Here is an 18532-nt window from a genome sequence, read left to right on the forward strand (position 1 = left end):
CCCCGGCCGGACGCCGTACGGAAGGGGCGCCGGATCAGTCGTTCGGGACCACCGGGTAGCGCGGCTCGTTCTCCGCCATCTGCCGCAGCGCGTCCTTGCGCTCGCGCTTGGAGAGCCGGTCGATGTAGAGGTAGCCGTACAGGTGGTCCGTCTCGTGCTGGAGGCAGCGCGCGAAGTAGCCGGTGCCGCGCACCTTGATCGGGGTGCCCTTCTCGTCCTGCCCGGTGACCTCGGCATAGTCGGGGCGGGCGAGCGGCATGTACGCGGTCGGCACCGACAGGCAGCCCTCGTTGCTGTCGTCCAGCACGCGCTTCCCGGCAGGGAGTTCGACCAGCTTGGGGTTGACGACCACGCCCACGTGCCGCACGCCCTCGTCGTCCGGGCAGTCGTAGACGAACACCTTCTTGCCGACACCGATCTGGTTGGCGGCCAGGCCCACGCCCTCGGCGGTGCGCTGGCTGGCGAACATGTCGTCGACCAGCTGGGCGAGCTCGTCGTCGAACTCGGTGACGTCCTCGCACTCCTTGTGCAGCACCGGGTTCCCGACGACGGTGATCGGCCGCGAGGTGCCGCGCTCGCGGTAGGCGCTCTCGCGCTCCTCGCAGTCCTCGCTGTCGATGACGAAGCCCTCGTCGTCCACGGGGAGCACGCCCGCGTGCTGCTGATCGGTGTCCTGCTGCGCCATGAGCGACGTACGCCTTCCTGAAAGCCTTCGGTGAAACGATGAAACTGCGACTACAGCCTAAAGGGGCCGCGCCCGGGGAAACCGTTCAGCAGACTCAGCAGACCTCTTCCAGATCCCGCCAGGCCCGGGAGTCCGGGCTGTCCGCGACCCAGCCGTCCAGCAGTCCCCGCACCAGGGACGCGGGCGCCGCGAGCCCGCACTCCCGCTCGGGCGCCCACAGCTGTCCGTCCGTACGGTGCCCGAGCGGCCCCGGATGACCGGGCTCGCTGTGGTCGTGCGGGTCGAGGTGTTCACCGTCGCCCTCGTCGGACGGCATCCGGGACTCCGAGCACAGCCGGCACAGCAGCCGCACCGACGACGACCAGTCCTCGGCGGCGAACCCGGCGTCGGCGGCGAGCTGCTCCAGCGCATCCCGGTCCTCCTCGGTCGCCGCCTCCAGCAGCACCACCCAGGTCGGCACCGGCGAGGGCGCCCACAGTTCGATCTCGTCGAACACCGGGAAGGCGTGCCCGGCGGCGGTGGTCCGCTCCCCGTGCGGGACCCCGTCGTGCAGCACGACCTCGCCCCAGCGCCGCCCCGACGACGGCAGCGGGATGGACAGCACCTCTATCCGGGCCGGGTCCAGCCGGCGCCCCCACACGACCTCGGCCTCGCCCTCGGGCGACAGCCGTACGGCCGCACTGCCCAGGTCCATGCCCACGGGCTCCCCGAAGGCCCCGGACCCGCCGGGCACCCGCAGCCCGTACGCCTGCCAGGCGCGCCGGGCCAGCGGCCAGTCCTGCAGGGCGGTCGCCGCGATGCCGACGTTCCACCAGTCCGGCGCCCCGGTCTCCCGGTCGAGCAGCGCCACGGCCCTGAGGCCCGCGGCCCGCGCCTGCTCCCAGTCGTGCCGGAACTTGTGCAGCAGCGCGAGGTTGAACCAGGACTCGGACAGCCAGGGCTCCAGATCGGCGGCGCGGGTCAGCAGCGCGCCCGCGTCCTCGTACCGCCCGTCGCCGATCAGCGTGAACGCGCGATCGGTGGCCTGCCGCCAGGAGGCGGAGGGCCGGTGCCGTCCCTTGCCGAAGATCCTCACGATTCCCGCCTGCCAGTTTCGTCGAGTGGGCCGGCCTGTGCCCCGGGGCACCCTCTCCCTGGCATCCAACCACGTACGCCGGGAGGGGCGCTCATTACCCATGGGTTACCCAACCGCGGGCAGCGTAAGACGGCACGGGCCCTCGCCACCACCTCACCCGGGGTACCCATGCGCGGCAGCTCCGTTCCGCGCCAGCACACGGGCCAGTGACTCCACGACCTCGGGCTGGTAGTCCCGCCCGGTCCGCAGGCGCAGCTCCTGGAGCGCCCCGAGCGGCCCGCCCGCCCCGGCCTCGCGCGCCCTCTCCTCGTAGGCGTTCACGGCCCGTACGATCCGCGCGCCCACCGGCTGCTCCCGGTACGGGTCCGCCTGGCGCTCCACGACCACGGCGACCTCGGCGTCCACCCCGGTCTGCCGGACCACGGCGCCGCCGAGGAGCGCGATCCGCCGCTGCTGCGCGGCCGGGAGCGCGGCCGTCGCCCCGGCGGGCACCGGGTCGACGAGGGACAGCTGCCCGATGTCGTGCATCAGGGCCGCGTACTCCAGCACCGACAGCTCGGCCTCGGTGAGTCCCAGCTCACGGCCGACGGCCCGGCTGAGCACAGCCACGCGCCGGGCGTGCCCGGGCGGGGTGTACCCGGCGATCTCGGTGGCGCGGGCGAGGGAGGCGATGGTCTGCCGATAGGTGGTGCGCACCGCCGCGTGTCTGCCGAAGGAGAGCTGGGTGAGCAGCAGCGGCAGCGAGAACACGGGCAGCGCCCACAGGCCCGCCACCGCGACCGCGAGCGCCATCACGACGCCGGTCGCGCACACCGCGGACCCGATGCCGAGCAGCGCCCGGAGCTCGTCCCGCAGCAGTGGCCCGAAGGGCCAGCCGGTGCGGGAGCGCGCCAGCACCGCGGCGAGCACGGCGTCGCACACCGCGGTGAGCAGGAGCAGCCCGACCAGGAGCGGTACGTACGAGGGGCCGTGCCACTCCGGGGACGCGCCCCGGTGGTCGAGAAGCCGGAAGCCCAGGGCGGCGAGGGCGACGGTGAGGATCCGCCGGGCGAACCGGTCGGCGAGCCGGCCGGCGACCGGTCCGCGCCCCGCGGCCGGGCGCGGCAGGCTCCCGGCGAGCGTGGCCACGGCGACGACGGCGATCACCTGGAACACTCCGTGCCGCGTGGGTTCCCCGGCGTCCTGTCCGAGCAGGGCGTAGGCGAGCGCCCCGGCCGCCCCGAGGGGTGCGGGCTCACGCGCCTCGGCACCGGTCGCTCCGGTCCACCGGGAGAGCTCGCCCCCGACGACGAGGACCCCGAAGGCGAGGGCGGCGGCGCGCTCGTCGAGGCCGTACCGGAGGGTGTGGGCGAACGCGGCGAGGCAGAGGAGCACGGCGGCACCCTGCACGAGGACCACGACGGGGTGTCTCAGGACGAAGCCGTACACGAGGGCTGCGGACGGGCGCCCGGCCACCGGGCCGTGCCCGCGGACGGCGGACGGGCCCCTCATGATCCGGCCTCCGCACGCAGGGGCGCCGTCCGAGACGGCACGTTTCCGCGTGCACCGGGACCGTCCGCGGTGACCGTGGGGTGCCAGCCGTGCCGTTCCAGGGCCCGCACCAGCGCCCCGACCATCACCGGGTCGAACTGTGTCCCCGCGCACCGCCGGAGCTCCTCCAGCGCGGCCGCGACCGGCCGGGCCCGGCGGTAGGAGCGGGTCGACGTCATCGCGTCGAACGCGTCGGCCACGGCCACCACCCGCGCGGGCTCCGGGATCCGGTCGCCCGCCAGCCCGTACGGGTAGCCGCTGCCGTCCAGCCGCTCATGGTGGTGCAGGACCGCGGAGCGGGCCTCGCCCAGGAACCCGATGCCTCGCACCATCTCGTGCCCGTATTCGGGATGCAGTTCGACGATCCGCCGTTCCTCCGGGGTCAGCGGGCCGTCCTTGCGCAACAGCCGGGTGGGCACACCGAGTTTGCCCACGTCGTGCAGGATGCCGGCGAAGCGGACCAGTTCGACGCGCTCGTCGGCCATGCCGAGCTCACGCGCGATCATCACGGACGCCTGGCCCACCCGCTCGCTGTGCCCGCGCGTGTACCCGTCCTTGATGTCGACGGCCTGCACCAGCGCCCGGATCGTGGCCTGGTGCGCCGCCCGCTCACGGTGGTACTGCGCGAACACCCAGCAGGACACGTACATCGGCAGCAGTACGAGCAGCGCGGCGGCCGGACCGTACGGGCTGCGCCACAGCACCGCCATCATCAGCCCGGCGAACCCGTGCGTCATGACGGGCGCGAACTGCCGCGCGAAGAGCCCGCGCCGGGCGGTCCGCGCGGGTACGCGCTCGGCGAGGACGAGGATGCCCCCGTCGAGGACGGCGAGGACCACGCAGAACACCAGCGCGGCGGCCGCCGCGGGGACCAGCGCGTACGGGAAGCCGGGACCGGCCACGGCCTCCCGGCCGCCCAGCGCCGCGTACACCCGGGAAGCCGTCCACACCGCGAGGGCGAGCCGCGCCGCCCGCCACAGGCGACGCACCCGGCGCGGCCGCTGCTCGACCGGGGAGATGAGCACCCCCGGCACCGCGACGAGCGCGGCGGCCGGGGGCGGCAGCAGGAAGGCACCGGCAAGCAGGACAGGAAAGAAGGTGCCCATGCCCCTGGGGGCGCGGGACCCCAGGAACGGGCACCGGGTGATCTGCTCGCAGCCCGCGTACAGCACGGCGAGCAGGCCGACCGCCCACCAGGGGACCGGGGCGTCCGGCAGGGCGGCCAGACAGCAGACGGCACCCAGGACGGCACAGGCGATGTACACACGTGCCCACGCCGGGACCGACCTCATGGCGCGCCTCCCCTTTTTCAGGCTCCGGAGCCTAGAGGGGCGCGCGTGACGCGGGGGTGGCAATGGGCGAATGCGAGGGTGACCGACACGCGGTTTAGCGCGATCGAGTGACAGCGGGCCGCACCTTGACGGTGCGGCCCGCACAGGAGTTCAAGCGGCTGAGGCCCGAAAATCCTCAGTGGTCCTGCTGGTTCGAACCTGCTGGTTCGAACCTGTTGGTTCAGGAGTTCAGAACTCCCGCTCCTGGGGTGTCACCGTCGACGTCGTGCTCGGGCACCGCCTCGCCGGCGCGGATCAGGTCGATGCGGCCCATGACCTTCGCCCGCAGGTCGGTCGGGACGTCGTCCTGTCCGCAGCACCGCTTGACCAGCTTCTTCACGGCCTGCTCGAGCCCGTACTTCTCCAGGCACGGCGAGCACTCCTCGAAGTGCGTCTCGAACTTGGTGCAGTCGTTGTCGGGCATCTCACGGTCCAGGAACTCGTAGAGATGATCGAGGATCTCGCTGCAATCCGTCTCGTGCGGCTCTCCGCAGCTCATGAGCCCGAGCCTTTCGCTTGGTTCGACTCTCCGGCGCCGGCGGGAACCAGCCCGCGATCACGGGCGTAGTCCTCCAGCATGCCGCGCAGTTGACGGCGTCCCCGGTGCAGCCGGGACATCACCGTACCGATCGGTGTCCCCATGATGTCCGCGATCTCCTTGTACGCAAAGCCCTCTACGTCCGCGAGGTAGACGGCGATGCGGAACTCCTCGGGGATCGCCTGCAGCGCTTCCTTGACGTCCGAGTCGGGCAGGTGGTCCAGCGCCTGCGACTCGGCGGAGCGCAGCCCCGTCGACATGTGCGACTCGGCGCGTGCCAGCTGCCAGTCCTCGATCTCCTCGGCCGCGCTGCGCTGCGGTTCGCGCTGCTTCTTGCGGTACGAGTTGATGAAGGTGTTCGTGAGGATCCGGTACAGCCACGCCTTGAGGTTGGTGCCCTCACGGAACTGGTGGAAGGACGCGTACGCCTTCGCGTACGTCTCCTGCACCAAATCCTCGGCGTCGGCCGGGTTCCGCGTCATGCGCAGGGCGGCCGAATACATCTGGTCGAGGAATTCGAGCGCGTCCCGCTCGAAGCGCGCGCTGCGCTCGGCGGTCGTCTCCGTGCTGCCACCGCCCTGGCCCTCGGGCTGCTCCGCCTGGCCGTGTTCGGTACCGGCGTCGGTCCCAGTGACCGGACCCACCTCCTCCAGAGTCCCCGTGGAACCGAGTCCGGCCCCACTCGAATCGGAGGATAGACGACGGGCGGTCGGCGACGCCTGCCGATTCACTCCGCCCGGCGCCCGGACGGGGGCGTTCGTCACCGCGTGCAGAACCGTCCAGTCGAGGTGGCCGGCGCTGCTGCGGCTCGGGCAGATGGTCGAACCCATGCGGCGGACTTCCTCTCGTCAGGGATGCTCAGCGCGTCCCACGCTGTCAGCGCTTGTCCGCGCTGTACGCAGGGCACAACAGAAGTCGGTGGCCCGGCATTCCCGCCCGTCACGCGAGTGACACGGTCCACGCCACCACTGCCTCGGACCCCCTGCCGGAGGCCCTCTGCCGGACGACCGCTACCGGAGTGAGGCGATCCACGCCCTTACGCCGTCCGTGATCACATCCATGGCCTCGTCCTCGCCGAGGGGAGCCCGCTTCGGGACCGCGAAGCCATGATCGCCGTACGGCACCTCGATCAGGCGGTGGGAGCCCTCGGGGAACTCCTCCGGCTTCCCGAACGGGTCGTTGCCGCCCTGGACGACGAGCGTGGGCACCCCGGCGCCGAGCAGCTCGTCCGCCCGGGACTTCTCGGGCCTGCCCGGCGGGTGCAGCGGGAAGCTGAGGGCCAGTACGGCGGCGGCTCCCAGCTCCCGCGCCGTACGGCAGGCCACGCGGGCGCCCGCGCTCCGGCCGCCCGCGATCACGGGGAGCCCCGGCCCGGTGAGCGCGGGCCACAGGCCCCGCCAGCCCGCGTCCAGGGTTTTCGGGGCGGGCGCCAGCTTCTTGCCGGCCACCCTCCAGGGCTGCTCGACGAGTGCGACGGTCACGCCGTGCGCGGGCAGCACCCGGGCCAGGGCCCGCAGATCGCGGGCCTCGATACCGCCGCCCGCGCCGTGGCTCACGGCGAGGACCAGGTGGGGCCGCGCCGCCGGGTGCCAGGTGATGCGGGCGGTGCCCGCGTCGGTCTCGACCGTCTCGGCCGTCTCGGCCGTCTCGGCCGTCTCGGCCGTCTCGGCCGTCTCGGCCGGTTCGGCCGTCTCGGCCGGTTCGGCCGTCTCGGCCGGTTCGGCCGGTTCGGCCGGTTCGGCCGGTTCGGCCGGTTCGGCCGGTTCGGCCGGTTCGCTGATCTCCGTCACGTCAGAAGCGTCTCATCGGAGGAGGCTCAGAAGAGCGTGCCCTCCTCGGGTGCCGCCAGCTCCTTCAGCAGCTCCGGGCCGTTGTTGCGGACATTACTGACGGCCGTGGAGACGGGGTAGGCGCGCATCAGCCCGGCGGGCGGCGGTGCGAGCAGCCCCCGTAGCTCGTCGACGTCGGTGCGGGCCGGGTCGAGCCAGGCGTCCCAGCGGTCCGGGGTGAGCATCAGCGGCATGCGCGGGTGGATGTCGGCGAGGGTGCGCGGGCCCTCGGCGGGCGCCACGGCCAGCGGCGTGGTCTCCGCCTCCGTGGTGATGACCGAGCAGGTCACCCACCAGGCCTGCGGATGGTCGTCCGGCAGCGTCCGGTCCCGCCAGAACTCGTACAGCCCGGCCATCGCGAACACCGACCCGTCGGCGGGCAGCACGAAGTACGGCTGCTTGCGCGGCCGCTTCTTCTTCCCCTCGACCTCCAGCTCGCGCTCCTGCGTGCCGGTGACCCACTCGTAGTAGCCGTCGGCGGGGACGATGCAGCGCCGGGTGGCGAAGGCACGGCGGTACGAGGGCTTCTCGTGGACGGTCTCCGCGCGGGCATTGATCATCCGGGCGGCGCCGTCGGGCGTCTTGGACCAGGAGGGGACCAGACCCCACTTCAGCCTGCGGAGCTGGCGAACCGGGCGCTTGTCGTCGGCGTCCTTCAAGGGGCGGTCGAGGACCGCGTAGACCTCTTTCGTCGGAGCCACGTTGAAGTCGGGTGCCAGGGTCTCCTCCGGCTCCCACTTCTCGATCTCAAAGACTTCCGCGAGATCCTCGGCTCCACGACTCGATGCATACCGTCCGCACATACGTGCCACACTGCCAGATCCGGTCCACCCGAGGGAGCCGACGCCCACCATGCACAGCACCGCAGCCGCCTCGCTGGCCGGCCTCTGGGACGAGGTCTTCGGCACCCAGCCCGACCCCGACACCTGGGTGGTCCTCGCCACCGTGGCCGCCGCACTCGCCGTGGTCGTCCCGGCGGGCCTCTGGCGCCTCTCCCGCAACGCCATCACCATCGCCCACGAGGGCGGCCACGGTCTGGTCGCGCTGCTCACCGGCCGCACCCTCACCGGCATACGCCTGCACTCCGACACCAGCGGTCTGACCGTCAGCAGAGGCAGGCCGACCGGCCTCGGCATGATCCTCACGGCCGCCGCCGGGTACACCGCTCCCCCGCTGCTGGGCCTGGGCGGCGCCGCGCTGCTCGGCGCGGGGCGCATCACCCTGCTGCTGTGGCTGGCCACCGCCCTGCTGGTGGCGATGCTGGTGATGATTCGCAACGCGTACGGGGCGCTCACCGTCGTCCTGACCGGCGGCACGTTCCTGCTGGTCTCCTGGCTGGCCGGACCCCAGGTACAGGCGGCGTTCGCGTACGCGGTGGTCTGGTTCCTGCTGCTGGGCGGCGTACGGCCGGCCTTCGAGCTCCAGGCGAAGCGGCGCCGGGGCGGGGCGGGGGACTCCGACGCGGACCAGCTGGCGCGGCTCACGCAGGTGCCGCCGGCGCTCTGGCTGTTCCTGTTCCACGCGGTGTCGCTGTGCTCTCTGATGGGCGGCGGGCGCTGGCTGCTCCAAGTCTGAGCCCGTCGTTCGACGTCACCGTTCCACGTCATCGCCCATCGAACTGCTGCATATATGCACATCACTTGCCTCTCGCATATCGAAACAGCGACTTCGCCGGGGTTTCACCGCTTTTGATCAGGATTTCCGGTCGTGGCCAGCCACTAAAGTGGGGCGCATGACCGTTAACCCCGCACACACCGCCCTCTGGCCCGCCCCGCACGCGAGCGGAGCCGTCGACGCGACGGTCCACGTGCCCGGGTCCAAGTCGGTCACCAACCGCGCCCTGGTGCTCGCCGCCCTCGCCTCCGAGCCGGGCTGGCTGCGCCGCCCGCTCCGCTCCCGCGACACCCTGCTGATGGCCGCCGCGCTGCGCGCCATGGGCGTGGGCATCGAGGAGGGCATCGGCCCCGACGGGACCGGCGAGGCCTGGCGGGTGCTCCCCACCGGGCTGCACGGCCCGGCCACCATCGACGTCGGCAACGCCGGCACCGTGATGCGCTTCCTGCCCCCGGTGGCCGCCCTGGCCGACGGTCCCGTCCGCTTCGACGGCGACCCCCGGTCGTACGAGCGGCCGCTGCACGGCGTGATCGACGCGCTGCGCGTCCTCGGCGCCCGCATCGACGACGACGGCCGCGGCGCGCTCCCCATGACGGTGCACGGCGGCGGCGCGCTGGACGGCGGGCCCGTCGAGATCGACGCCTCCTCGTCCTCCCAGTTCGTGAGCGCCCTGCTGCTCTCCGGCCCGCGCTTCAACCAGGGCGTGGAGGTGCGGCACATCGGCTCCACCCTGCCGTCGATGCCCCACATCCGCATGACCGTCGACATGCTGCGCTCGGTCGGCGCCCAGGTGGACACCCCGGAGTCCGGCGGCGAGCCGAACGTCTGGCGGGTCACGCCGGGCGCCCTGCTCGGCCGCGATCTGACCGTCGAGCCGGACCTGTCCAACGCCCAGCCGTTCCTGGCGGCGGCCCTCGTCACCGGCGGCCGGGTCGTCATCCCCGACTGGCCGGTCCGCACCACCCAGCCGGGTGACCGGCTGCGCGAGATCTTCACCGAGATGGGCGGCACCTGCGAACTGACCGAGACGGGACTGGAGTTCACCGGCTCGGGCAAGATCCACGGCATCGATGTCGACCTGAGCGAGGTCGGCGAGCTCACCCCGGGCATCGCCGCGGTCGCCGCCCTCGCCGACTCGCCCTCCACCCTGCGCGGCGTCGCCCACCTGCGCCTGCACGAGACGGACCGGCTGGCCGCGCTCACCAAGGAGATCAACGAGCTCGGCGGCGATGTCACCGAGACCTCCGACGGCCTGCACATCCGCCCGCGCCGGCTGCACGGCGGCGTCTTCCACACCTACGACGACCACCGCATGGCCACGGCCGGCGCGATCATCGGCCTGGCGGTCGACGGCGTGGAGATCGAGAACGTGGCGACCACGGCCAAGACCCTGCCGGACTTCCCCGACCTGTGGGACAGGATGCTGGGGAACTGACGGGCGGGCCGGGATCATGCGCCGCTACGGCAAGCACACCGACGAGGACGACGTCCGGGTCCGCCCGAACCGCAAGGGCAACCGCCCCCGGACGCACATCCGCCCCAAGCACGAGGACGCGGCCGACGGGATGGTCCTCACCGTCGACCGCGGCCGGCTGACCTGCCTGGTCGACGACCGCGTCATCGTCGCCATGAAGGCCCGCGAACTGGGCCGCAAGGCCGCGGTCGTCGGCGACCGGGTGGCCCTCGTCGGCGACCTCTCCGGCAAGAAGGACACCCTCGCCCGCATCGTCCGCATCGAGGAGCGGACGTCGGTGCTGCGCCGCACCGCCGACGACGACGATCCCTACGAGCGCGTCGTCGTCGCCAACGCCGACCAGCTCGCCATCGTCACCGCCCTCGCCGACCCCGAGCCGCGCCCGCGCCTGATCGACCGCTGCCTGGTCGCGGCGTTCGACGGCGGTCTGACCCCGCTCCTCGTCCTGACCAAGTCGGACCTGGCCCCGCCGGACGAGCTGCTGGAGCTGTACGGCGCCCTGGACATCCCGTACGTCGTCACCAGCCGCGACGAGCTGGAGAACGGCGACGCGGCGGACCGGGTGCGCGAGCACCTCGACGGCAAGATCACGGCCTTCGTCGGCCACTCGGGCGTCGGCAAGACGACCCTGGTCAACGCGCTGGTCCCGGAGGACCGCCGCCGCAGCACGGGGCACGTCAACGCGGTGACGGGCCGGGGCCGGCACACCACCACCTCGGCGCTCGCGCTGCCGCTGGCGGGCGCGAGGGCGGAGAGCTGGGTGGTGGACACCCCGGGCGTACGCTCCTTCGGCCTGGCGCACATCGACCCGTCGCGCGTCATCCACGCCTTCCCCGACCTGGAGCCCGGCACGGAGGGCTGCCCGCGCGCGTGCAGCCACGACGAACCGGACTGCGCCCTGGACGAGTGGGTGGCCGAGGGGCACGCGGATCCCGCCCGGCTGTACTCCCTGCGCCGGCTGCTGGCCACCCGGGAGCGGCGCGAGGGCGACTGACCTCTGCGGTGTTTACTCCGGCACGGCTTCGGTAAGTGCATAATCGCACCAGTCGCTCCAAGTCGGACAATCCATGTCGGACAAGCGGTCACGGAACGTGGGAGCACGGGAGGACGCAACATGGCGTGGCTGCTGGTCATCGTGGCCGGGTTGCTGGAGACCGGCTTCGCGGTCTGCCTGAAGCTGTCGCACGGCTTCACCCGGCTCTGGCCGACGGTCGCGTTCGCCGTCTTCGCACTGGGCAGCTTCGGTCTGCTGACGCTCTCCCTGCGGAAGCTGGACGTGGGGCCCGCGTACGCGGTGTGGACGGGGATCGGCGCGGCCGGTACCGCGATCTACGGCATGGTGTTCCTCGGTGACGTCGTGTCCACGCTGAAGATCGTGTCGATCTCACTGGTGATCATGGGCGTCATCGGGCTGCAGCTGTCGGGGTCCGCGCACTAGCCGGACCCACTGGCCGGACCCCGCGCCGCGCACCCGGCACCGGTCCCGCCGGTCGCCGTCAGAAACGGATCGGCTGCCGCTGCAGGGCGGTGCGCACCAGATCCGTCACGCCGCCCTCCGGCGGCGGCGCCGAGAGACAGGACAGGGCGAGGCGGAAGGCGAGTTCACAGGAACGGCCCAGCTCCGCCGTGTCCGCCTTGTGGGCTCCGGGGGCGGAGAGCACGGTGACCGCGCGGTCACGGACCAGGGCCACGAAGTCGGCGGGCGAGGGCAGCGGGCCGTCGGCGCGGCGCTGCGCGGGGACCGCGGACGACGAGGGCACCGCCGAGAGCGTGGGCGCGGGCAGGCGCTCGCTCCAGCAGCCGGTGAGCATGGCCCGTACGAGCGCGTTCCCCCGGGCCGCCGTCGCGGTCCACTCGGCGGCCGCGGCCAGCCGTTCACGGGCGTCGGTGTGGGTGGCGAGCGCCCGGTCGACCCCGGCCAGATAGGCGTCGGCCTCCCGCCGCACCAGGGCGCGGGCCAGCCCCTCCTTGCTGCCGAACTCGTTGTAGAGCGTCTGCCGGGACACCCCGGCCACGGCGGCGACGTCGACCATGCGCACCGCGGACCACGGACGACGCGCGAGCGCCGCGTAAGCAGCGTCCAGCAGGGATTCCCGCGCTGCAGGCATCATCGCCTCCCAGGGGCGAGCGGCGGCTCTGGAGCTCAGGTTTGACGTGCGCCGAGGCACTGTCAAGGGTGTACGGCGGCGCCGGGGGGCGTGTGTCGGCCAACGTACGCAGCGGTCGCGGAGGGCGCGGTGAAGCCCTGGGCGCGGCCCGTGCACCGCGCGCCCCGGGGAGCCCGCCGACAGCGGCGGGTGCCTTCCCCACTCCCGGCGTGACTCGAGCGGGAGGCACCCCCACCGCCCGGCCCCGGAGACCGCGCCCACTCCGCCATCGTGACGCCCGCGGCGGCGGTCCGGCAACGCCCGTACGAATCCTGTCCCTCGTGCGCGAGGAAGGCCCGCCGCGTCCGGCGTGCCCGGCCCGCGCGGAGGTCCCGTGACGAACCCCGGGGCCATGTGGCCGTGCGCCGGATCCGCCGGATACGGTTCGTGCATGCCCGACTATCTCGACGACCTGCGGTTCGCCCATGTCCTCGCGGACGCCGCCGACGCCGCGACCATGGACCGTTTCAAGGCGCTCGACCTCAAGGTCGAGACGAAGCCGGACATGACTCCGGTGAGCGAGGCCGACAAGGCCGCCGAGGAGCTGATCCGCGGCCATCTGAAGCGCTCCCGGCCACGCGACGCGATCCTCGGCGAGGAGTACGGCATCCAGGGCACCGGCCCGCGCCGCTGGGTCGTCGACCCGATCGACGGCACGAAGAACTACGTACGCGGCGTTCCGGTGTGGGCGACCCTGATCTCGCTGATGGAGGCGGGCGAGGGGGGCTATCAGCCGGTGGTCGGCGTCGTCTCCGCTCCCGCGCTGGGCCGCCGCTGGTGGGCCGCGAAGGGCCATGGCGCGTACACCGGCCGCAGCCTGGCCTCCGCGTCCCGGCTGCAGGTCTCACGCGTCGCCGGGCTGTCCGACGCCTCGTTCGCGTACTCGTCGCTGAGCGGCTGGGAGGAGCGGGGCCGGCTCGACGGTTTCCTGGACCTGACCCGCAAGGTGTGGCGCACGCGCGCGTACGGAGACTTCTGGCCGTACATGCTGGTCGCGGAGGGCGCGGTCGACATCTGCGCCGAACCGGAACTGTCCCTGTGGGACATGGCGGCCAACGCGATCGTCGTGACGGAGGCGGGGGGCTCGTTCACCGGACTCGACGGCCGTCCCGGCCCCCACAGCGGCAACGCGGCGGCGTCGAACGGGCTGCTCCACGACGCGCTGCTGGGCCACCTCGGCGGGGAGCACTGAGGAAGTACCGAGGAGGCAGGCGCCCCTGGGTGGCGGGAGTACCGAGTGACGCGCGGGCGCCCCGAACTGACTCGCGCGCCCTCTTGTTGACCTGTTGTTCGCCTGCGACTCTGAGAGTTCCCCCACTTGTGAATTTGTGAATCCCTGAACTAGCGCCAGGGGTTCCGAGGAGGTGGCTCGACTCCATGCTGGTTCGCGACGCCATGAGCACAGTGGTCCTCACCATCGGCCCCGACCACACCCTCCGCCAGGCCGCCGCCCTGATGTCCGCCCGCAGGGTCGGCGCGGCCGTGGTCCTCGACCCGGACGCCGGCGGCCTCGGCATACTGACCGAGCGCGACGTCCTCCGGTCCGTCGGCCTCGGCCAGAGTCCTGACCATGAGCGCGTGCATGCCCACACCACCACGGACGTCGTGTTCGCCACGCCGTCGTGGACCCTGGAGGAGGCCGCGCGGGCCATGGCCCACGGCGGTTTCCGGCACCTCATCGTCCTGGACGGGGGCGATGCCGTCGGCATCGTCTCGGTCCGCGACCTCATCCGCTGCTGGGCCCCGGCCCGGCAGGTCCCTCCCCTTCCCCCGGCCCGGCAGCACGCCCCCGCGTGACCCACGGGCCGGCTCTCCTCGTCCGGCCCGCGAAGGCAAGCCAACGGGCCGGAACCCCGAAGGGTTTCCGGCCCGTCACCTACGACAAGCGGTCCAGCCTGGATCAGCCGCGCAGGGCCTGGACTGCGGCCTCCAGACGCTTGCCGAAGTCCGCGTCCGCCTGACGGAAGTTGTTGATCGCGCGCTCGGCGATGTCGTCGCGCGTGACCCCCGAGATGGCGCCCGCCAGGTTGTTGATCAGGCGCTCCTTCTCGTCCTCCGTCATCAGGCGGTAGAGGTTGCCCGCCTGCACGAAGTCGTTGTCCTCCGCGTGGACCGGGGTCGGGTGGTTGCCCGTGGCGCCCGTGAAGCCGGAGAACGGCTGCCACAGCGGACGACCCGTCTGGGCCGGGCCGCCGAAGCTGTTCGGCTCGTAGTTCTTCGCGCCCGCGTGGCGGCCGTCGTAGAGGTAGCCGTCACGGGAGTTGGTGCGCGCCTCGGTGGCGTGCGGACGGTTCACCGGCAGCTGGTCGGCGTTGATGCCGACGCGGTAGCGGTGGGCGTCGCCGTAGCCGAAGAGACGGCCCTGGAGCATCTTGTCCGGGGAGGGACCGATGCCCGGCACGAAGTGGGCGGGGCTGAAGATGGACTGCTCGACCTCGGCGAAGATGTTCTCCGGGTTGCGGTTGAGCTCCAGCTTGCCGTACTCGATGAGCGGGTAGTCCGCCTTCGGCCAGACCTTGGTCAGGTCGAACGGGTTGAAGCGGTAGGTGGCCGCGTCCGCCGCCGGCATGATCTGGACGTAGGCCGTCCAGGTCGGGAACTCGCCGCGCTCGATGGACTCGCGCAGGTCGCGCTGGTGCGAGTCGGGGTCCTTGCCCGCCAGCACCTCGGCCTCTTCAGCCGTCAGGTTCTTGATGCCCTGGTCGGTCTTGAAGTGGTACTTGACCCAGAAGACCTCGCCGTCCTCGTTGTTCCACTGGAAGGTGTGGGAACCGAAGCCGTCCATGTGGCGGTACGAGGCGGGGATGCCGCGGTCACCGAAGAGCCAGGTCACCTGGTGGGTGCTCTCCGGGCTGAGGCCCCAGAAGTCGAAGACGTTGTCCGCCTCCTGCGAGCCCGTGTACGGGTCGCGCTTCTGGGTGTGGATGAAGTCGGGGAACTTGATGGCGTCCCGGATGAAGAAGACCGGGGTGTTGTTGCCGACGAGGTCGTAGTTGCCCTCCTCGGTGTAGAACTTCATCGCCCAGCCGCGCGGGTCACGGACGGCGTCCGCCGCACCGAGGTTGCCGGCCACGGTCGAGAAGCGCAGGAAGACCTCGGTCTGCTTGCCGATCTCCGAGAGGAACTTGGCGCGCGTGTACTTGGTGACGTCGGCGGTGACGGTGAAGGTGCCGTAGGCACCCGCGCCACGGGCGTGCACCACGCGCTCCGGGATGCGCTCGCGGTTGAAGTGCGCGAGCTTCTCCAGGAGGAGCTGGTCCTGGACGAGCACGGGGCCGCCGACGCCCGCGGTCTCGCTGTTCTGGTTGTCGGCGACCGGAGCACCGGCCTCCGTCGTAAGCGGTCCCTGCGACACGTACGCCTCCTGCGTCATTCCTGCTGATCCTGTCCCTTGGCTAATGCCGAGCTCGATCCTACAATGGACAATGTCTAAGTCAAGTAAAGCTCCAAAGTCACACCCGTTCGGGATTAGATCCCCTTGCTGTTAGGCTGGCTGGTATGAGTGACCTACTGGAACGGTTGCGCGGACGCGGATGGCGGATGACCGCGCAGCGGCGTGTCGTGGCCGAGGTCCTCGACGGCGAACACGTCCACCTGACGGCCGACGAGGTGCATGCCCGCGCGGTCGCCAGGTTGCCGGAGATCTCCCGGGCCACCGTGTACAACACGCTGGGCGAGCTGGTTTCCCTCGGCGAGGTGGTCGAGGTCGCCACGGACAAGCGCGCCAAGCGGTACGACCCGAACGCGCACCGTCCGCACCACCACCTGGTCTGCGCCCAGTGCGGCGCGATCCGTGACGTCCACCCGACCGGCGACCCGCTGGCGGACCTCCCCGCCTCGGAGCGCTTCGGCTTCACCGTCTCGGACGTCGAGGTCACGTACCGGGGTGTGTGCCCCAACTGCACGCGCGCCTGAGCAGCTTGAGAAGGCCCCGGCACCGATGGGTGCCGGGGCCTTCCGCATGACCTGGCACGTTTCCGCATGTGCTGGTGCCTGAACGCGCCGAGGGCCGGAACCCTGTTGGATTCCGGCCCTCGGTCTTCAGTAGCGGGGACAGGATTTGAACCTGCGACCTCTGGGTTATGAGCCCAGCGAGCTACCGAGCTGCTCCACCCCGCGTCGGTGAAATGAACACTACGTCAAGGCAACGGGGAGAAGCAAATCGCTTACAGCTCGGGGCACTGAACGCCCTGGGACACCGTCACGCCGACAGCTCCTGCCGCAGCGCGTCCCGCAGCCGCCGGGCGCGCTCGGCGACCTCCGCCGGCCCCAGGGACACGGCCCGGTCGGCCCAGCGCTGTCCCTCGGCGAGCTCGCCACGACGCGCGTAGACCAGGGCCAGCCGGAGGGCCGCCCGTCCATGGCCGGCGTCGGCGGCCCGGGTCCACCACAGCGCGGCCTCCGGCTCGCTGCCTTCCCGGGCCAGCAGCAGCCCGAGGTTGAAGGCGCCGTTGCGGGATCCGGCCTCGGCCGCCTGCCGGTACCAGCGGGCCGCCTCGACGACGTCTCCCCGGGCCGCCGCGAGCATGCCGATCCGGACCTGGGCCCGCCGGTGGCCCTGGGACGCGGCCCGCTCGTACCACTCCTCGCACTCGGTCTTCTCGCGCGCGGGCTCGCCCAGTTCGTGCGCGGGCAGGGGCGGACGCCGGGCGTCGAGCACGGCGGCGAGCCGGTACGCGGCCTCCGCGCTGCCGCCGCCGGCCGCCTGCCGCAGATGCCGTTCGGCGGCCCGCTCGTCGCCCTCCTTCAGCCGCGCTATGGCGACCTGGAGCGCCGCCTCGGCGTGTCCGGCCGCGGCCGCCCGCTCGTACCAGACCAGCGCGTCCTCGGCGCCCTTCCCGGTGCCGCGCCCCGCGTGCAGGATGCCGAGGTTGAAGGCCGCGTCCACGCTGCCCGCCTCGGCCGCCTTGGAGAACCAGGGCTCGGCCCCGGCCGCGTCCCCGACCTGCAGCAGCAGGATCGCGAGCGCGTTGGCGGCCTCCCGGTGCCCGGCGTACGCGGCGCGCCGGTACCACTGCTCGGCCTGCGCGGTGCGCCCCTGCTCGGCGCAGAGCAGTCCGAGGTTGTACGCACCGTTGACGTCGCCGGCGTCCAGCGCGGCCCGGTACCACCGCTCGGCGGTCTGCGGCTCGCCGCGCTCCGCGTGCAGGGCGCCCAGCGCGTTGGCCGCGTTGCCGTCGCCGTCCTGGGCGGCCCGCAGCCACCACACCGCCGCGCTCTCGCTGTCGCCCGCGTCCCGCAGCAGGAAGCCCAGCGCGCAGGCGGCCCGCGCCTCGCCGTCCTTGGCGGACGTGAGGTACCAGCGCCCGGCCTCCTTGAGGTCTCCGCGCCGCTCCAGGATCGCCCCGAGGTGCAGCGCGGCCCGCCGGTGCCCGCGCGCGGCGGCCTGCCGGTACCACTGCTCCGCCTCCTCGGCGGCGGTCAGCCCGGCAGCGCCGTCCGCGCCGGTCCCGTCCTTGCCGGTCCCGTCCGCGTGCGGGGCCTTGCGCGTGCCCCGCGCGGCACGGTGGCCCTCGCGTGCGGCCCGGCGCTCCTCGTCCATGGCCCTGCGGTCGAGGGTGCGCGCCAGCCGGTACGCGGCCTCCCGGTGGCCGCGCTCGGCGGCGGCCCGCATCCAGTGCTCGGCACCGCCGTCGCCGCGGTGTTCCAGCAGGTCGGCGAGTGCGTACGCGCCTAGGACGTGCCCCTGTTCGGCGGCCTGGCGCAGCCAGTACTCGGCGGCCGGCTCGTCGCCGCGCTCGCGGTGGTGCCGCCCGAGCGCGTGCGCGGCGGCCGCGGAACCCGCGACAGCGGCGATGCGCCACCATCCGGCGGCCTCGTCGGGATATCCGCGCTGGTGCAACAGGACGCCCAGGTTGTTGGCGGCGGCACGGTCGCCCGCGGCGGTGGCCGCCCGCAGATGGGGCTCGGCTCCGTCGAGATCGCCGCGGCGCAGCAGCATGGCCCCGAGGACGCTCATCGCCTCCACGTCGCCGGCTTCGGCGGCGAGCCGCTGACGCGCCTCCTCGACGGCGTCACCGGCCTCGTCCCTGTCCATAGGCTGCGAAATATCAGCAGACTGCGCAAACCGCCCTGATTCCAACAGAGTTGCCTTGTCCCCCATAACGTCCATCGTCGCACCACCTGCAACCTGGGTACACCCGGTATACCGCAGCCATTGAGGTCACTACAGCGTTTTGTCGACATGCCCACAGAGAGACAAGTCAAACACAGAACGCCCCACCGTCCCCGTAGGGCGCGGCACTTCCTCGACGGCCTCCAGGTCAGCACGCCTGCCCGGCGCGCCGCCGAACACGCCGAAGGCCCGGA

18 protein-coding genes and 1 tRNA gene are annotated in these 18532 nt (G+C 72.5%); 7 read left to right on the plus strand and 12 right to left on the minus strand.

Going from position 1 to position 18532, the window contains the following annotated elements; all coding sequences use genetic code 11:
- Window positions 1-34 precede the first annotated feature (34 nt).
- From def to IE242_RS02225, 8 genes are all read right to left on the minus strand, one after another.
- Complete coding sequence (def, locus tag IE242_RS02190; RefSeq protein ID WP_189854703.1) at window positions 35-685, minus strand: peptide deformylase; 651 nt, start codon at window positions 683-685, stop codon at window positions 35-37.
- 94 nt (window positions 686-779) lie between these two features.
- Window positions 780-1760: a tetratricopeptide repeat protein gene (locus IE242_RS02195; RefSeq protein WP_189854705.1), complete on the minus strand. Its 981-nt coding sequence runs from the start codon at window positions 1758-1760 to the stop codon at window positions 780-782.
- A 153-nt stretch (window positions 1761-1913) separates the two neighbouring features.
- Window positions 1914-3251 (minus strand): HD domain-containing protein, encoded by a 1338-nt coding sequence (locus tag IE242_RS02200; RefSeq protein WP_229858059.1) that lies wholly within the window; start codon window positions 3249-3251, stop codon window positions 1914-1916.
- Window positions 3248-4582 (minus strand): HD-GYP domain-containing protein, encoded by a 1335-nt coding sequence (locus IE242_RS02205; RefSeq protein ID WP_189854708.1) that lies wholly within the window; start codon window positions 4580-4582, stop codon window positions 3248-3250. Before IE242_RS02205 ends, IE242_RS02200 begins: the two co-directional genes overlap by 4 nt.
- Window positions 4583-4802: 220 nt before the next feature.
- Window positions 4803-5120 carry a mycothiol system anti-sigma-R factor gene (gene rsrA, locus IE242_RS02210; protein ID WP_189854710.1) on the minus strand — a complete coding sequence of 106 codons (318 nt, stop codon included), beginning with the start codon at window positions 5118-5120 and terminating at the stop codon, window positions 4803-4805.
- Window positions 5117-5803 carry an RNA polymerase sigma factor SigR gene (sigR, locus tag IE242_RS02215; protein WP_189854712.1) on the minus strand — a complete coding sequence of 229 codons (687 nt, stop codon included), beginning with the start codon at window positions 5801-5803 and terminating at the stop codon, window positions 5117-5119. Before sigR ends, rsrA begins: the two co-directional genes overlap by 4 nt.
- 366 nt (window positions 5804-6169) lie before the next feature.
- Window positions 6170-6757, minus strand: a complete 588-nt coding sequence (locus IE242_RS02220) for an alpha/beta hydrolase family protein (protein ID WP_229858306.1) — start codon at window positions 6755-6757, stop codon at window positions 6170-6172.
- Window positions 6758-6975: 218 nt separating this feature from the next.
- On the minus strand, window positions 6976-7791 hold the full coding sequence (locus IE242_RS02225; protein ID WP_189854714.1) for an SOS response-associated peptidase: 816 nt from the start codon (window positions 7789-7791) through the stop codon (window positions 6976-6978).
- 49 nt (window positions 7792-7840) lie between these two features.
- Here IE242_RS02225 and IE242_RS02230 point away from each other — a divergent pair, with 49 nt between their 5' ends.
- The 4 genes from IE242_RS02230 (at window position 7841) to IE242_RS02245 (ending at window position 11514) form a co-directional block, all read left to right on the plus strand.
- Window positions 7841-8563, plus strand: coding sequence for a M50 family metallopeptidase (locus tag IE242_RS02230; RefSeq protein ID WP_189854716.1), 723 nt, complete (start codon window positions 7841-7843; stop codon window positions 8561-8563).
- Window positions 8564-8720: 157 nt separating this feature from the next.
- The gene (aroA, locus tag IE242_RS02235; protein WP_189854718.1) at window positions 8721-10037 is read left to right on the plus strand and encodes a 3-phosphoshikimate 1-carboxyvinyltransferase; all 1317 of its coding nucleotides are present in this window, start codon (window positions 8721-8723) and stop codon (window positions 10035-10037) included.
- 16 nt (window positions 10038-10053) lie between these two features.
- The gene (gene rsgA / locus IE242_RS02240) at window positions 10054-11070 is read left to right on the plus strand and encodes a ribosome small subunit-dependent GTPase A (protein ID WP_189854721.1); all 1017 of its coding nucleotides are present in this window, start codon (window positions 10054-10056) and stop codon (window positions 11068-11070) included.
- 120 nt (window positions 11071-11190) lie between these two features.
- Entirely contained in the window at window positions 11191-11514 is a 324-nt protein-coding gene (locus IE242_RS02245; RefSeq protein WP_189854723.1) for a DMT family transporter, read from the plus strand.
- 58 nt (window positions 11515-11572) lie between these two features.
- Here the strand turns inward: IE242_RS02245 and IE242_RS02250 are convergent, their stop codons facing one another.
- On the minus strand, window positions 11573-12187 hold the full coding sequence (locus IE242_RS02250; RefSeq protein ID WP_189854725.1) for a TetR/AcrR family transcriptional regulator: 615 nt from the start codon (window positions 12185-12187) through the stop codon (window positions 11573-11575).
- Window positions 12188-12614: 427 nt separating this feature from the next.
- On the opposite strand from IE242_RS02250, the gene hisN reads away from it, so the two are divergent.
- Window positions 12615-13415 (plus strand): histidinol-phosphatase, encoded by an 801-nt coding sequence (hisN, locus tag IE242_RS02255; RefSeq protein WP_189854728.1) that lies wholly within the window; start codon window positions 12615-12617, stop codon window positions 13413-13415.
- Between the two features lie 185 nt (window positions 13416-13600).
- The gene (locus IE242_RS02260) at window positions 13601-14020 is read left to right on the plus strand and encodes a CBS domain-containing protein (RefSeq protein ID WP_189854730.1); all 420 of its coding nucleotides are present in this window, start codon (window positions 13601-13603) and stop codon (window positions 14018-14020) included.
- 103 nt (window positions 14021-14123) lie between these two features.
- On the opposite strand, the gene IE242_RS02265 is transcribed toward IE242_RS02260, so the two are convergent.
- Window positions 14124-15578 carry a catalase gene (locus IE242_RS02265; RefSeq protein ID WP_189856316.1) on the minus strand — a complete coding sequence of 485 codons (1455 nt, stop codon included), beginning with the start codon at window positions 15576-15578 and terminating at the stop codon, window positions 14124-14126.
- A 143-nt stretch (window positions 15579-15721) separates the two neighbouring features.
- Between IE242_RS02265 and IE242_RS02270 the strand changes: the two genes are divergently transcribed.
- Window positions 15722-16138 (plus strand): Fur family transcriptional regulator, encoded by a 417-nt coding sequence (locus IE242_RS02270; RefSeq protein ID WP_189854732.1) that lies wholly within the window; start codon window positions 15722-15724, stop codon window positions 16136-16138.
- Window positions 16139-16268: 130 nt separating this feature from the next.
- On the opposite strand, the gene IE242_RS02275 is transcribed toward IE242_RS02270, so the two are convergent.
- Window positions 16269-16342, minus strand: a tRNA-Met gene (locus IE242_RS02275).
- Window positions 16343-16424: 82 nt separating this feature from the next.
- The gene (locus IE242_RS02280) at window positions 16425-18335 is read right to left on the minus strand and encodes a tetratricopeptide repeat protein (protein ID WP_189854734.1); all 1911 of its coding nucleotides are present in this window, start codon (window positions 18333-18335) and stop codon (window positions 16425-16427) included.
- Window positions 18336-18532 lie beyond the last annotated feature (197 nt).

The organism is Streptomyces poonensis (assembly GCF_014650915.1).
GTDB classification, from domain to species: domain Bacteria; phylum Actinomycetota; class Actinomycetes; order Streptomycetales; family Streptomycetaceae; genus Streptomyces; species Streptomyces poonensis.

Excerpts from the sequence above, each read along its gene's own strand:
- IE242_RS02280 (WP_189854734.1), bottom strand. The coding sequence starts at position 18,335 with ATGGACGTTATGGGGGACAAGGCAACTCTGTTGGAATCAGGGCGGTTT.
- rsgA (WP_189854721.1), top strand. The coding sequence starts at position 10,054 with ATGCGCCGCTACGGCAAGCACACCGACGAGGACGACGTCCGGGTCCGC.
- IE242_RS02225 (WP_189854714.1), bottom strand. The coding sequence starts at position 7,791 with ATGTGCGGACGGTATGCATCGAGTCGTGGAGCCGAGGATCTCGCGGAA.
- IE242_RS02245 (WP_189854723.1), top strand. The coding sequence starts at position 11,191 with ATGGCGTGGCTGCTGGTCATCGTGGCCGGGTTGCTGGAGACCGGCTTC.
- IE242_RS02270 (WP_189854732.1), top strand. The coding sequence starts at position 15,722 with ATGAGTGACCTACTGGAACGGTTGCGCGGACGCGGATGGCGGATGACC.
- IE242_RS02200 (WP_229858059.1), bottom strand. The coding sequence starts at position 3,251 with ATGAGGGGCCCGTCCGCCGTCCGCGGGCACGGCCCGGTGGCCGGGCGC.
- IE242_RS02230 (WP_189854716.1), top strand. The coding sequence starts at position 7,841 with ATGCACAGCACCGCAGCCGCCTCGCTGGCCGGCCTCTGGGACGAGGTC.
- aroA (WP_189854718.1), top strand. The coding sequence starts at position 8,721 with ATGACCGTTAACCCCGCACACACCGCCCTCTGGCCCGCCCCGCACGCG.
- IE242_RS02260 (WP_189854730.1), top strand. The coding sequence starts at position 13,601 with ATGCTGGTTCGCGACGCCATGAGCACAGTGGTCCTCACCATCGGCCCC.
- IE242_RS02250 (WP_189854725.1), bottom strand. The coding sequence starts at position 12,187 with ATGATGCCTGCAGCGCGGGAATCCCTGCTGGACGCTGCTTACGCGGCG.
- hisN (WP_189854728.1), top strand. The coding sequence starts at position 12,615 with ATGCCCGACTATCTCGACGACCTGCGGTTCGCCCATGTCCTCGCGGAC.
- rsrA (WP_189854710.1), bottom strand. The coding sequence starts at position 5,120 with ATGAGCTGCGGAGAGCCGCACGAGACGGATTGCAGCGAGATCCTCGAT.
- IE242_RS02205 (WP_189854708.1), bottom strand. The coding sequence starts at position 4,582 with ATGAGGTCGGTCCCGGCGTGGGCACGTGTGTACATCGCCTGTGCCGTC.
- def (WP_189854703.1), bottom strand. The coding sequence starts at position 685 with ATGGCGCAGCAGGACACCGATCAGCAGCACGCGGGCGTGCTCCCCGTG.